General features: G+C 60.9%; 14 protein-coding genes. 12 read left to right on the plus strand and 2 right to left on the minus strand.

Annotated elements, in window-relative coordinates; all coding sequences use genetic code 11:
- The first annotated feature begins 17 nt into the window (after positions 1-17).
- The 3 genes from C6558_RS32880 to C6558_RS32890 are packed head-to-tail and all read left to right on the plus strand — an operon-like array spanning position 18 to position 3525.
- Positions 18-1196, plus strand: a complete 1179-nt coding sequence (locus C6558_RS32880) for a polysaccharide pyruvyl transferase family protein (RefSeq protein ID WP_057217255.1) — start codon at positions 18-20, stop codon at positions 1194-1196.
- Positions 1197-1238: 42 nt separating this feature from the next.
- Positions 1239-2411 (plus strand): polysaccharide pyruvyl transferase family protein, encoded by a 1173-nt coding sequence (locus C6558_RS32885; protein WP_057217254.1) that lies wholly within the window; start codon positions 1239-1241, stop codon positions 2409-2411.
- Entirely contained in the window at positions 2386-3525 is a 1140-nt protein-coding gene (locus C6558_RS32890; RefSeq protein ID WP_057217253.1) for a hypothetical protein, read from the plus strand. Before C6558_RS32885 ends, C6558_RS32890 begins: the two co-directional genes overlap by 26 nt.
- A 213-nt stretch (positions 3526-3738) precedes the next feature.
- Here the strand turns inward: C6558_RS32890 and C6558_RS32895 are convergent, their stop codons facing one another.
- A complete protein-coding gene (locus tag C6558_RS32895) occupies positions 3739-4116 on the minus strand; it encodes a hypothetical protein (protein ID WP_025431406.1) in 378 nt (125 codons plus the stop codon).
- Between the two features lie 10 nt (positions 4117-4126).
- Complete coding sequence (gene yghU, locus C6558_RS32900) at positions 4127-5041, minus strand: glutathione-dependent disulfide-bond oxidoreductase (RefSeq protein WP_025431405.1); 915 nt, start codon at positions 5039-5041, stop codon at positions 4127-4129.
- 409 nt (positions 5042-5450) lie between these two features.
- Between yghU and C6558_RS32905 the strand changes: the two genes are divergently transcribed.
- The 9 genes from C6558_RS32905 to C6558_RS32945 all read left to right on the plus strand — a co-directional run bounded on the left by C6558_RS32905 (position 5451) and on the right by C6558_RS32945 (position 14036).
- Positions 5451-6560 (plus strand): extracellular solute-binding protein, encoded by a 1110-nt coding sequence (locus tag C6558_RS32905; RefSeq protein WP_057208311.1) that lies wholly within the window; start codon positions 5451-5453, stop codon positions 6558-6560.
- A 160-nt stretch (positions 6561-6720) separates the two neighbouring features.
- A complete protein-coding gene (locus C6558_RS32910) occupies positions 6721-7707 on the plus strand; it encodes an ABC transporter permease (RefSeq protein ID WP_057217251.1) in 987 nt (328 codons plus the stop codon).
- Entirely contained in the window at positions 7707-8501 is a 795-nt protein-coding gene (locus C6558_RS32915) for an ABC transporter permease (RefSeq protein WP_025431402.1), read from the plus strand. Before C6558_RS32910 ends, C6558_RS32915 begins: the two co-directional genes overlap by 1 nt.
- Positions 8501-9586 (plus strand): ABC transporter ATP-binding protein, encoded by a 1086-nt coding sequence (locus C6558_RS32920; RefSeq protein ID WP_057217248.1) that lies wholly within the window; start codon positions 8501-8503, stop codon positions 9584-9586. Before C6558_RS32915 ends, C6558_RS32920 begins: the two co-directional genes overlap by 1 nt.
- Before the next feature lie 93 nt (positions 9587-9679).
- Entirely contained in the window at positions 9680-11173 is a 1494-nt protein-coding gene (locus tag C6558_RS32925) for an NAD(P)-binding domain-containing protein (RefSeq protein WP_107028308.1), read from the plus strand.
- A 9-nt stretch (positions 11174-11182) separates the two neighbouring features.
- Positions 11183-11683 carry a CMD domain-containing protein gene (locus tag C6558_RS32930; protein WP_057217244.1) on the plus strand — a complete coding sequence of 167 codons (501 nt, stop codon included), beginning with the start codon at positions 11183-11185 and terminating at the stop codon, positions 11681-11683.
- Positions 11680-12255: a peroxidase-related enzyme gene (locus tag C6558_RS32935; protein WP_025431398.1), complete on the plus strand. Its 576-nt coding sequence runs from the start codon at positions 11680-11682 to the stop codon at positions 12253-12255. The genes C6558_RS32930 and C6558_RS32935 overlap by 4 nt, the downstream gene beginning before the upstream one ends.
- A 41-nt stretch (positions 12256-12296) precedes the next feature.
- Positions 12297-12908: a helix-turn-helix domain-containing protein gene (locus C6558_RS32940; protein ID WP_063997110.1), complete on the plus strand. Its 612-nt coding sequence runs from the start codon at positions 12297-12299 to the stop codon at positions 12906-12908.
- Positions 12909-12953: 45 nt separating this feature from the next.
- Positions 12954-14036, plus strand: a complete 1083-nt coding sequence (locus C6558_RS32945; protein ID WP_199197094.1) for an NAD/NADP octopine/nopaline dehydrogenase family protein — start codon at positions 12954-12956, stop codon at positions 14034-14036.
- Position 14037: the final 1 nt, after the last annotated feature.

Below are 14037 nucleotides of genomic sequence, written 5' to 3' on the forward strand. Positions count from 1 at the left end.
GCAGAAAGGTCGATTGCATGCCTGCAAGGATTCTTGTGACCGGTATTCCCGGTCACTACACCCGCCTCGTCAATGGCGCCCACGGTTTGTCCGTCTCCTATGCGGAGCGTCAAAAACAGCCGGAGACGAAAGAGGAGTTTCTGCAGGAGTTGCGCAATATCAGCAACACCGGCAACTACCTCATCGGCGAAGGTGCCCTGCGCGCGCTTTCACCCCACGCCAAGCACGTGCCGTTCTGGCATCTCTATAATTGCGCCAAGAATGGCGTCGGCCTCGACGAATTCAACTCGAACTTCGACATCTGCGTCTTCACCTGCGCCAATCTGCTGCGCAAGGGGCTTTCGGCCGACGCGGAAGCCGATGTGCTCGAGCAGCTCAAGATGCCGATCGTCATGCTCGGCATCGGTCAGCAGAACCGCAAGGACCTGGAGAACAATCTGCCAGAGGGCACGAAGCGGCTGCTGGCCATTCTCAAGGAGCGTGAGCACTTCTTCCTGACGCGCGGCTTCGAGACGGAAGGTTTCCTGAAAGATCAAGGCTTTAACTTCGTGCGGCCGACCGGTTGCCCGTCCGTCTATTTCATGCCCGACAACATGCGGAAATCGCTCAGAAAGCTGCCTGAGGTCGATGTCGGCAAGGCGCGCACCATTTTCTCCGGTTACCTTGGCGGCAACCAGGATACGGTCCTGGATGCCAAGGCTCTGCCTGGCGGCGACAGCGTCCCGCAATATGTGGTCCAGGACGAGTTTCTCCACTTCGACATGAGCGTCGAGCCCAATGGGGAGGGGCGCGTCTACGACACGGCGTCGGGCACCATGGTGGGCAACCTCGCCTATCCCGGCGCCGACAGGCTCGGCAAGCCATTCCAGGTGCGCACCTTCTTCGACACCAACCAGTGGCGAGCCTGGGCTTCGTCGATGGACTTCAATCTGGGTCGCCGTTTCCACGGCTCGATCATTGCCATGCAGGCGGCCGTACCGAGCCTGATGGTCGCGGTGGACGACCGCATGCGCGAAATGCTCGGCTACACCGGATTGCCTGCAGTCGACATCAACGAGATCGACAGCGCCGAGAACCGCAGCGAATTCGTCGCCGACCATCTGGGGAAGCTCAATGCTTCGGAGCTCGTCGACAGATATTCCGATCGGGAGCGCACATTCCGTTCGACTTTGCGGGAAATCGGCATCGGTCACTAGCAGAACTCGGCATCCTCCCAAGCGCTCGTTCAAAGGACAGTTATGCGTATCTTACTTACAGGGATCCCCTCGTATCTGCAGCGCACGATCGGCTCAGTTGCCGGCATGACGGTGCACCATCGCCCCTATTTCGACGAGGTGACGGCGAAGAAGGACTTCCTCTCCCAGGTCAGGCGAATCGCCAATACCGGCAATTATCTGATCGGCGAGGGTGCTGCACAAAGCCTGCGGGGGCACGATGTCACCTATGTGCCCTTCTGGCACCTGGTCAACAATCGCACCTCGGACGATCTCTACGAGCAGGCCAACCGCGAATTCGATATCTGCGTCTTCGCTTCCGCCAACCTGTTGCGGCCCGGATATTCCGCCGATCTCGAAGCCGAGGTTTTCGCCAAGCTGAAGATGCCCGTTGTGGTGATGGGCATCGGCATCCAGCGTAAGGAAGGTCTCAAGGAGTTGCTGCCGGCAGGCACGCTCAAGTTCCTGGACGTGCTCAGGAACAGGGAAAGCTTCTTCCTGACACGCGGCTATTTTACCGCGGAGTTCCTGAGAGAGCAGGGGATGAAATTCGTCAAGCCGACGGGCTGCCCTTCGCTCTATTTCGCCCCGAACGAAATGGTCCGATCGCTCACGGCACTCGCCAATCCGGCCTTGGCGGACGCGCAGAAGATCGCCTTCGGTGGTTACCTCGGCAGCGTCGCCGACACGATCGTCGACGCGCACGCACTACTGGGGCCGAAGTCCGTTGCCAGCTATGTGGTCCAGGACGAGGTCATCGCCTACAATCTCGATCTGCCGGGTGAGGATACGACCCCGGTTTACGATCGCGCCAGTGGACGTATTACCGGGGCGACGCAGTACAAGCACAAGGAGAAGTGGCAGCGCGAACACGAGCTGATCGCCTTCTTCGACACAAACCAATGGCGAGGCTGGACGACGACCAGAGACATGTGTTTCGGCCGTCGATTCCATGGCTGCATCATCGGCATGCAGGCCGGCGTTCCGGCGCTGATGATCGCGGTCGACGACCGCATGCGCGAAATGCTCGAGTTCATCGGCTTCCCCTATATCGAGGCGGCGACCTGGAATCGCGAGGCCGACAAGCGGACCTATCTTTCGAACTTCCTTTCCAAGATCGACGCAGAGGCGGCCGTCGACCGTTATCGCGCCTGTGAGACCAACTTCAGAAATGTGCTCGGCCAGATTGGGATCTGAGCGCGTGGCATGGAAGGTTGCGGCGCGCAAAGTCCTTCTTTGCGCGCTGATTTCGCTTCTTGTCTTCGAGGCCAGATCGGCGATCGCACAGGATCAACACCCGGCGGCGATCGTCGGGATCAATAGGGTCAATCTCGCTTGGCAGACACCCGACGAGCAGAGAAAAATCCTTGGTGACATCGCCGCGAGCGGCGCAACCCACGTGCGGCTATCCCTGTCGGCCCCGGTAGACAAGAGCATCGACGCGGTCGAGATCGCTCATGGCCTCGGCTTGAAGATCCTGCTGGAGATTCAGCTCGCGAATCCCGACTACTACGCGGACGAGGTTCGTGCTCGAACCGGCTTCGGTCGTATCTGGGACATTCGCCGCCTCTCCGACCTCGATCCGGCGAAGTACCGCGAAAGCCTCAAGGCGGCATTGCGCAGATTGGACGATGCAGGCGTTACGCTGATGGCCGTCGAGCCCGGTAACGAGATCAATTACAGCGCCTACAATGGCGATCTCGTCGTTTATCGAAAACCCGGTGCCGTCACACCGCGCCGTGTCTCCGACATCCGCAACAGGCAGGCCTTCGAGCGAGGACTGGCAACCTATGTGGAGGTTGCCAGGATTACCCGGCAGGAGCTGAAGGCGACGATCCATAGCCGCGACGCGGTGGTCGTTTCTGCCGGCTTGTCCGACATGAGCGCCGGGGAGGCGGATCATAGGGGCATGGAGCGCCTGGACCCGGAAGAAGTGATCACCCTTCTTAAATTGCGTGGGCTCGATGAGTATGTCGACGCCTATGGCATTCACGTCTATCCGGGACGTAAGGCAGGGCCGAAGCTTGCCGGCTATATCCGCGAACTCCTTCGTTTCTGCGGGGCAGGGGACACAGGTAGGCCCTGCTGGATCACCGAATGGGGCGTGGCGAACTCCGCCCGTTCCTGCCCGCTCGACGACCAGAAGCGCACCGGGGCGGTGGCGGCGATACGATCAGTTTTTAGCGACCTCATGTCGTCAGGGCGATTGGAAGCCGCTTTCTATTATGACTGGGATACCAACGCCGGCTACGGTGTCTGGCGATGCGGCCAGCTCAGTTCTGCCGGTATCAAGGCAATCGCTCCGAACTAGCTGACGGCCCTCAATCGGGGCAGCTTGCGCGTGGGGGCGAGGATGGCCCGCATTTTGCAGCAGTTCCAGCGCCCTTCAGGCGTCGTGTCGAGGCATTGTCGCCTCCAGGTTCGGAGAGTTTGCATCCGCCCTACGTTTGGCTCAGGTCGCCGTTGATCCCCGTATCTGCTGGTGCGGGCCGCTAACAGGCGCACTGGTCGCGGCCCGTTACCTTCATACCTCGAAGACGTCCTCGAACGATTCCGGGAAGCTCTGGCGAGCGACCTTTTCGTTGATGACGAGCAAGGCTTCATAGGACACCGGGTCGAAGTCCTTGTCCACAGCCAAGACCTCGCGGCCGAACAGGAGGTTCAGCCGGGCGGCGTCAAGATTGCCACGTTCGAACGGTTCCGCGCCGAAATGATGCCAAAGGGCGTGGAGGAATGCCGCGTCGATGCGGTGCGCTCCCGAGCCCGGCCGGGCATGGCGGGGCAACGCCTTGATCGGCGTTGCCCCCTTTGGATTGGCGCGACGAATCACGAACTGGATGCCTGTACCCGGCATGGCGTAGGGAAATCCCCGGTGTTTCGTCATATCAGGCAGCTTGGCCATTCCACTCTCCTTACGCGGTCTCTTTCTGGGCGATCTTATCCTGCGTCTTCGTGTCGAAGTCGGAGGCATCGTGGCGTTCGTGCAATTGTTCCGACGGATCACCGCTCAGGCGGTTGACCATGCGGCCGCGCTTGACTGCCGGACGCGCCGCGATTTCGGCCGTCCAGCGCTGGACGTGCTTGTAGCTCCCTACATCGAGAAAGGTACCGGCGTCGCCATAGGTCTGGTGAAGGGCCAGGCCGCCATACCAGGGCCAGATGGCCATGTCGGCGATAGTGTATTCGGACCCGGCCATGAACCGATTGCCTTCGAGATGGCGGTCGAGCACGTCGAGCTGACGCTTCACTTCCATGGCGTAGCGGTCGATGGCGTATTTGATGTGCATCGGCGCATAGGCATAGAAATGGCCGAAGCCGCCCCCGAGAAAGGGCGCGGAGCCCATCTGCCAGAACAGCCAGTTGAACGTTTCCGTGCGGGCGCGAAGCTCGGTTGGCAGGAAGGCGCCAAACTTTTCGGCGAGATAGAGCAGGATGGAAGCAGATTCGAAAACGCGAACCGGCGCTCCGCCACCCTTCGGCGCGTGGTCCATCATCGCCGGGATCTTGGAATTCGGATTGGCCTCGACGAAGCCGGAACCGAACTGGTCGCCATCGCCGATGCGGATTGGCCAGGCGTCGTATTCCGCGCCCGAATGGCCGGCAGCCAGAAGCTCTTCCAGCATGATCGTGACCTTCACGCCATTGGGCGTGGCGAGCGAATAGAGCTGCAGCGGATGTTTGCCGACGGGCAACGCCTTGTCATGGGTCGGGCCGGCAATCGGGCGGTTTATGCTGGCAAACGCGCCGCCATTGCCCGCTTCCCAGGTCCAGACCTTAGGAAGTGCATAGCCGGCGGGGAAATTATCGGCGGGGGATTTCTCGGTCATGAAAATTCAACCTTGTCTTCTCGGAAACACGTCACTCTGCCGGGTTTGGCATCTCTCGATATAGGAAAGCAATCACTGTTAATCACGACTTTGAGCGAGGAAACCAGAGAGACCGTGCTGAGCGATTTCCGTCAACCGGACCTGCGCGCTTTTTCTCGGGTTCGATTTCACCCATCACGGTCGATGATCCCAGTAATTTTCCTGCAAAGCTCGCTTGACATTCGTCCATTATACAGGTCAATTCCTGTTTAGCGGACGCAAAGTTCGGTATACCGGACAAAGGCGGGGAGGCCTTTTCGACAGATCGCGCTGAGGCACCATGTTGCCTGCGGACAAATGCGCCCAGTTGGTGCGTGAACATTCCAAAATATCTGCTCTCACAAGTCAAAACTAAAAAAGGGGGACTTAAATGAGTGAAATTGTATCCATCAATCGTAGAACGGCGCTGAAACTGCTTGGTGCGGGAGGGGCTGTTCTTGCGGCGCCTTACATTATTCGTCCGCGCCCGGCCTGGGCCGACAATGGTGTCCTCAACATCACCACCTATGACAAGTTCCTGCCGCAGGAATTCATCGACAAGTTCCAGAAGGATACCGGTATCGAGGTTCGCATCCGTCTGACCGACGACCAGGGCAAGCAGTACAACCTGCTTACCGCCGAGGGTGCCAATCCGTCGACCGATATCGTCACCGTTGCCGGCCACCGCTATTCACAGTTCATCAGCTCAAAGCTGCTGCAGCCGCTCGACACCGGCAAGATTGCCAACTGGAAGAACCTCAATCCCGCCTATCAGGACGCGCCCTGGGCGCGTGTCGACGGCAATCTGTGGGGTCTGCCAATCCTGGCCGGCTACGAGGGTCTCGCCCGCAACGTCGACTATGTGAAGGAGGCGCCGAGCTGGGAGATCATGTTCGATCCGCAGTTCAAGGGCCAGACCTCCTACATCGTCAGCGATTTCATGACCATCGTCATGCAATATCTCGGCCATGACGGCGATTTCGTCAGCTATGCCGGTAAAGCGGACGTCGCCCAGAAGGCGACCAACGAGGCGCGCGACTTCCTGATCAAGAACAAGGACATGGTTCGCAAGTACTATGATGCCGGGTCTGAAGTGCAGCAGATGTTCATCAACGAGGACATCTATCTGGCCCATTCGTGGTCTGGGCCGGCCGCCAAACTGATCATCGACGGTCATCCGATCCAGCTGTCAGTGCCGAAGGAAGGCACGTTCGGCTTCTGCTACACACTCAATGTCGTCAACAACGCGCCGAACGCAGAGAATGCCTACAAGCTGCTCGACGCCATCCTGGCGAGCCCGGAAGTCGGCGCTGCAATGACCCGCCAGTCGGGCTACAGCTCGACCATGAACGGCGTCGGCGATCTGCTCAACGAACGCGAAAAGCTCGCCTCGACGCTTCCGCAGGAAGAAGTCGAGCGCATCATCTTCTTCTCGTCGGTCAACCGCGACATGAAGAACGAGATGATCGACCGCGCGACCACAGAGGTCAAGGCGGCCTGATCAGGCGGCGCTTCGCATAGCTTGCACCTGTCCCGGAGCGCTTCGGTAAGCTCCGGGACGGCTGCCGGTCTGCTGGCCCCTTCCAGCCAACAACGCGCAAGGACTGACTGCCGGCGACGCCGCGCGGTGCCGGTCGGGCTGCGCCAACCGAGATCGTTCAATGGTGAGTAGCAACACGACAGCCGGATACGGCACGGTGCGCGATGCCCCCGTACCGAAATATTCGACGGGGATAGCCAAGGTGGTCAACTCCGCGCTTTACCGGCACACGCTGGGAGCGGCGGTGGAATCGCGGATCGGTCGCATCATCCTTCTGGCCGGTGTGCCGATGATCTGGCTGATCATGCTGCATGTCGGGCCGATCTATCAGATGCTGAAGATCAGTCTCCTTTCCCATTACCCGGTTCAGTCGGGCGTGGAGTCGCGCTTCACTCTCGACAACTATGCTATCTTCTTCCGCGAGGCGATCTACTTCACGCCGCTGATCAAGAGCTTCATCTTTGCCACTGTCGCGACCGCTGCGACCCTGGTCGTGGTCTATCCTGTTGCCTACTACGTCGCCAAGATCGTCAGGCCCGAGGGACGCTCCAAGGCGCTGCTGTTGTTGCTCGTGCCGTTCTGGGCCGGCGAGCTGATCCGGACGTTTTCGGTGATCATGCTGCTTGCTAACCGCGGCGCCGTGAATGTGCTGCTGCGCGAAATCGGCCTGATCGACCGGCCGATCCCGATGCTTTACACGTCGTTCTCGCTGGGCTTCGGGCTGGTCTACCTGATCTGCCTCTACATGCTGTTGCCGCTTTATTCGGCGATCGAAAAGATCCCGTCGCCGTTGCTGGATGCGGCTGCCGATCTCGGCGCCGGGCCGTTCACGCGCTTCCGCCGGATCATCCTGCCGCTGTCGCGCGATGGCATCGTATCGGGCTGCTGCCTGGTCTTCCTGACATGTATCGGCGTCTTTGCCACCCCGATGCTGCTCGGCGGCCCCAACACCGTGCTGTTTCCCGAAACGATCAGCGGTTTCTTCCATGGTGCCAGCGACAAGTGGCCGGTCGGCGCCGCCTTCGCCCTGATCATGCTGGTGACCGCACTTGTCGCCGCCGCCATCTTCATGCGGCTGGTCGGCGGGCGTAAAAGGAGAGCAATCTAATGCGCAATCTGTTTTCCGATGCCCCGCGCGCATCACTGACCGCGTTCTATTGGGCCTTCATCCTCTATCTGCTTCTGCCGCTCACGCTGATGATGGCCATGAGCTTCAAGGGCGCCAATTTCGTCGCCTTCCCGATCGGGGAGTGGACGTTTGACTGGTACGTCAAGGTGATGCAGGACAAGCAGTTCCTGGAAGCCTGCCTCTATTCCATCATGATCGCGGGAGCGACGACGCTTGCGGCGACAATCCTCGGTGTCTGGATCGCCATGCTGATCGTTGCCGAGGGCGTCCGCGGCCAGGTCATCATCTTCGCGCTCGCCTGTCTGCCGGCGGTCGTCCCGGGCATGATCTCGGCGATCTCACTGCGCATCTTCATCTCGACCATCGACATGCCGACGGGTACGGCGGCCGTCATCCTCGGCCACACCGTGCACGCCGTGCCCTTCGTCGTCGTCATGGCGCTCACCCGCCTGCGCTCGATGCCCGGCAACCTCGTCGATGCGGCACGCGATCTCGGTGCCGACAGCGTCGTTGCCTTCTTCCGCGTGACGCTGCCCTATCTCGGACCGGCGCTGCTCGGTGGCATGATCTTCTGTGTGCTTCTGTCGATCGACGATTTTGTCCGCACCTTCTTCCTTGGCGGCTATCGCCCGACCCTGCCCATGCTGATCTTCGCCAAGGTGCAGGGCGGCATGTCTCCTGAAATCAACGCAATGGCGACGCTTGTCCTCGTGGTTACGGCCGCGGTCGGACTGTACGCCGAACATCTCACCCGCCGCGCGAGGACCCGCTGATGGAACCCGTCGTCCAATTCGACAATGTCAACAAGAGCTACGGCAAGCACGTCGCCGTCGACAACCTGAACCTGAGCATCGAGGCTGGCAAGTTCGTCACCTTGCTCGGACCTTCCGGTTGCGGAAAGTCGACGTCGCTTCGCATGCTTGGCGGTTTCGAAACGCCGACATCCGGCCGCATCCTGCTGAGCGGCAAGGACGTCACCAAGGTTCCGCCCAACAAGCGCAACGTCAACATCGTGTTCCAGGACTATGCGCTATTCCCGCATATGACTGTTGCCAAGAACATTGCCTTCGGCCTCGAGCTGAAGGGCCTCGACAACCAGGCGATTCATCGCCGGGTATCGGAACTTCTGGAACTGGTCCAGCTCCAGGACTATGCCAATCGCCTGCCGGCGGAGCTGTCCGGCGGTCAGCGCCAGCGCGTCGCGCTCATGCGCGCCCTTGCGCCGGATCCGGACGTGCTGCTGCTCGATGAGCCGCTTTCCGCACTCGATGCCAAGCTGCGTCAGCAGATGCAGATCGAGCTCAAGGCCATCCAGGAAAAGACCGGCAAGACCTTCATGTTCGTCACCCACGATCAGGAAGAAGCGTTGACCATGTCCGACACGATCGTGGTCATGAACAAGGGCCGGATCGAGCAGATGGGCGATCCCCACACGCTGTACGGCCGCCCCGGCTCGGTCTTCGTCGCCAACTTCATCGGCGAGACCAACCTGTTGCGCAGTACCGTTGTCGGAACCGAAGGCGATGTCGCGGCTCTCAGCTGGAACGGCATCACCATCACGGCAAACCAAGGCGGGCTTTCGCCGAAGGTCGGCGAGCATCTCTACGTGGTCCTGCGCCCGGAGGCGATCCATTGTTCGGCGAGCGAGCCGACCAGCGGAAACCGCATCAAGGGCAAGATCCGTCAACGGGTGTTCAAGGGCAACCACACCTCGCTGATGGTCGAAGTCGGCGCGGGCACCTTGCTCAACACCCTTGTGCATCCAAGCGATGTCGCGCAACTTAACGGCGAGGACATCTGGGTCGGTTGGAAGCCCGAGACGGCGACGGTCATTCCCGACCGGCACGCTCACAACTAATCAACCAACGGCGCGCATCGCATTGGTGCGGGTCCTAAGCAGGCAAGGCGGCCAATGCGAACCCCAAGTTCCATCGGCCGACGGAGGTGAACCATGGCTTATAACGTAGAGACACCGATCCCATCGGCGGCGACGAGCCTGCTGGAGCTGGAACAGCGTGTCCGCGACGATCTTGCCTGCCTGTGCTATCCGCCGGCAAACTGGGTTGTGCCCACCGCCTCTGATGAACAGGTCCATGACGTCGTCGTCATCGGTGGCGGCATGTGCGGCCTGGTCGCCAGTTTCGCTCTGATCGGCGCCGGCATTCAGAATATCCGCATCTTCGATCGCAGCGAGGAGGGCCTCGAAGGGCCATGGCTGACCTATGCGCGCATGGAGACTCTGCGTTCGCCCAAGCAACTAACCGGCCCGGCCTATGGCATGGCCTCGCTCACCTTCCGCGCCTGGCACGTTGCCCAGTTCGGCAATGACGCATGGGCCAAGCTCGACAAGATCCCCCGCCCGATGTGGATGGAGTATCTACGCTGGTACCGCAAGGTGCTCGATCTGCCGGTCGAAAACGGCGTCGAGGTCAAGGCGATCCAGCCCGAGGGCGCTTTCATGCGGTTGACGATAACAGGCAAGGGCGCGCGGGAAACGTCGGTGTTTACCCGGAAGGTGGTGATGGCAACCGGCCGCGACGGCATGGGGCATCCCAGCATTCCCGACTTCGTCGGCGATCTGCCGGAGAAATACTGGGCGCATTCCTCTCACGAGATCGACTTTGCTGCCCTCAGCGGCAAACGGGTCGTGGTTGTCGGGGTCGGCGCATCGGCGGTCGACAACGCCGCCGAGGCGCTGGAAGCGGGGGCTGCCGAAGTCCGCCATCTCATCCGACGCAAGGAAATGCCCTGCATCAACAAACTGATGGGTATCGGCTCGTTCGGCTTCACCGCTGCGTTCCCGCAGCTGGGTGACGCCAGGCGGTGGCAGATCATGAACTACTCGCTGCGCACCCAGACGCCGGCGCCGCGTGGGTCGACGATGCGCGTCAGCCGCCATCCCAACGCCTATTTCCATTTTGACGCCGCCGTCGAAAGTGTCGAACTCGACGCCGACGAAATCGTCATCGAGACGTCGCAAGGCAAGTCGGTCCGCGCGGATTTCCTTATCCTCGGCACCGGCTTTGGGGTCGATCCGCTGGCGCGCAAGGAACTCGACGGCTACGCCGACAAGATCCTTTTGTGGCAGGACCGCTTCACGCCGCCAGCGCGCGAGGAAAATGATCAGCTCGGCCGGTTCCCCTATCTCGCCGACGATTTCAGTTTCCTCGAGCGCGTACCAGGCCAGGCGCCGTGGCTTGCCAACATCCACAGCTTCAACTCGGGCGCTGCCGCCAGCCTCGGCAAGGTGAGTGGCGACATTCCGGGCATCAGCGAAGGCGCGTCGTGGCTGGTGCGGGAGATCGCCGCCAAGCTCTACTCAGAGAATTTCGACCAATATTGGCAGCGTTTACTTGACTACGACACGCCCGAATTGCGCGGCGACGAATGGACGGCATCGCCCTTGCCGGACAGCGTAGCGGTCAACGATCGCAAGCAGGCATAGGAGGATCACATGGCTGAAAACGAGGACGTGATTGCCGCGATCGTCGGCATCGAGCCCGGCAGCGCGATGGCCGGCGTGCTATCGGCGCGCGCGGACATCATGGCGCTTACCCAGAAGACACATGACAGTGCGCTGACGCCGGAAAATCCCGGTGGCCTGTCGCATGCCGAGCGCGCAGCACTTGCCTGGCGCATTGCAAAGATCAATGACCATAAAGCCTTCGAGGATCATTTCGAGGCTTTGCTGGAAAAAGCCGGTGCGCCCGACGCCGCTGCCCGGATGGCCGATATCTGGTTCGATGGTGGCAGCGATATCCGTGCCAAGGCGCTGATCCGCCACGTCGACCTGGTGGCGCATGCGCCGAAGCAGGCAACCCGCCGTGACATCGAATCGTTGCAGGAAGCGGGTCTTGCCGATGACGACATCGTGCGGCTTTCAGAACTCGTCGCCTTCGTCAGCTACCAGATCAGGGTTGCCGTCGGCCTGGAGTTGATGAGGGGGCTGGCATGAGCGAGATCGTGCACGACTTGACCACCGATATCCCGGTCTGGAGGCCTTATGTGACCCCGCTCAAGCTGGCGGACGCGAGCGCCGAGCAGCTCGAAGCGCTCAAGGTCACTCCATCCAACACCAAGGTCTCGGACTATGTGCTGGTGCTGGCGCATGATGTCGAAACGCTGACGCACAGAAGCCCGCTCTTCAACGGTGTGATGTATAATAGTGGCGGCCTGTCACGCGCCGAGCGCGAGATCGGCGCCGTCGGTGCTTCCATCGTCAACCGTTGCGTCTACTGTGCGGCCGTTCATGCCAGTCGCTACAACCAGTTGACCAAAAGCACCGATGTGATTGCGTCCATTTTTGCCGATGGCGTCGATGCCGAGATCGAGCCGCGGTTGAAGGCGATCTTGAAGTTTGCGGTCAAGCTTTCGAAATGCCCGTCCGAAGCAAGCGCCGATGATATGGCGGCGCTGGTGGAGGCCGGTTTAGGTAAGGAGGAAATCCTCGATCTCATCCTGTCCACCTCTCTGTTCGGCTGGGCCAACCGGCTTATGCATACGCTCGGCGAACCGATCAGGGAATGACAGGAGGAGACACTCACTCGATTGGCAAAGAGGGACAAGCCATGGTGTTGGTCAACCCGCCCGAGATCGGGCCGCGCTTGCAGGCATATCGAAAAGAGTTGAATCTGACACTCGCCGAACTGGCTGCAATGTCCGGCGTATCGCGCTCCATGCTGTCGGAGATTGAGCGCGGCAATGCCAACCCGACCTACGGAACGCTGTGGCATCTGACGCGTGCGCTCAAGATCGACCTCAACAGTCTGGTCAGCGGCGCAAGCGAAGAGCGCGGCGGTTCCATCATCGACCTCCAGCCGGGAAACCTGACGCCGACCATCCGCAGTGCGGACGGCAGTTGCACGCTGCAGATCCTGTCCCCGGCCAGCATGGTGTCGCTGATCGAATGGTATCTGCTGAGTTTTGAGGCTGAAGGGGAACTGGTGAGCGACCCGCATGGGGCAGGCACCGTTGAGCATCTGCACTGCACCAAGGGTGAGATCGTGGTGCGCAGCGCAGGCAACACCATGATCGTTCGGGCCGGAGAAACGGCGCGCTATGCCGCCGACGTCCCCCATTCGCTGACAAGCGTCGGTCCTGTCGGGGCGGGGGCATTCCTGGTGGTTGCGTCCGGCGATGTCGGGCCGAACACGCCGAGAACGTCGATACGTCCGAAATAACGATCGGCCAGCGGGCCGAATTCATGAGCAGAAAAGGGAATGATAATGCGGGTAGGAATAGTCGGGGCGGGTTCGATCGCTTTTGGAACGGCGGCGCTTGTTGAGCAGCAGGGCCACGAGGTGACCTTGTGGTCGCCATCCGGCGAACGGACGCGTGCCTTGGCCAGCGGCCAGGCGCTGGTTGCGGAAGGCGCGATCAAGGGCACCTTCCATCCGGCCGTTGCCACCAGCGCAAAGGACCTTGTTGCCGGTGCCGAGGCGCTCGTCATCGCGCTGCCGGCCTATGGTCACAAGACTGTCCTCGATGCGATTGCACCGCACATTAACCCGGGACAGATCGTCATCTTCAGTTCGCACGCCTCGTTTGGCGCGCTGTACCTGTCCCGCCTGCTGGCCGCACGCGGGGTCGTCGTTCCGATCGTTGCTTGGGGCACGACAGCTGTGTCGGGCAGGCAGTTGAGCCCGACCTCGGTCAATGTGAACACGATCCGCAAGCAGGTCGATCTCGCGACGGTGCCGGCGTCCGAGAGCGCCAAGGGGCTCTCGATCTGCCAGTCCTTGTTCGGCGACCGTTTCCTCGACCGCGGCAGCCTGATGGCGATCGCGCTTTCCAACCTCAATCCGCAGAACCATATGGGCATCGCGCTCGGCAACATGACCCGCATGGAGCGCGGCGAAAGCTGGAGCCAGGGCCAGAACGTGACGCCGAACGTCGGACGCCTTCTTGAGGATCTCGACCGGGAGCGCATCGCCATCGCCAGCAAGCTCGGACTTGAGGTGCGCAATATCTTTCAGCACTTTCATCTGTCATTCCACGTGCCGATGAGCTCCATCTCCCAGATGAATCAGGAGATGCACGAAGCCGGCAATGGCGGCAGCGGCCCGACCACCGCCGATAGCCGCTACGTGACGGAAGACGTGCCCTTCGGTCTGGTCATGACGGCGAAGATCGGACGTCTCGCAGGCCATCCCGCGGAACTGCACGAGGCGGGCATCCGAATTTTCTCGGCGATGTATGGCCGTGATTTCACCGCGGAGAACGACCTTCTGACGGCCCTTGATCTCGACGCTATGTCGCTGGACGAGCTCAAGGAGCTGTGCCGCAACGGGTTTGCCGCGGCGGCCTGAC

The sequence above is a fragment of the Ensifer sp. NM-2 genome (assembly GCF_003024455.1).
Lineage (GTDB): Bacteria > Pseudomonadota > Alphaproteobacteria > Rhizobiales > Rhizobiaceae > Ensifer > Ensifer canadensis.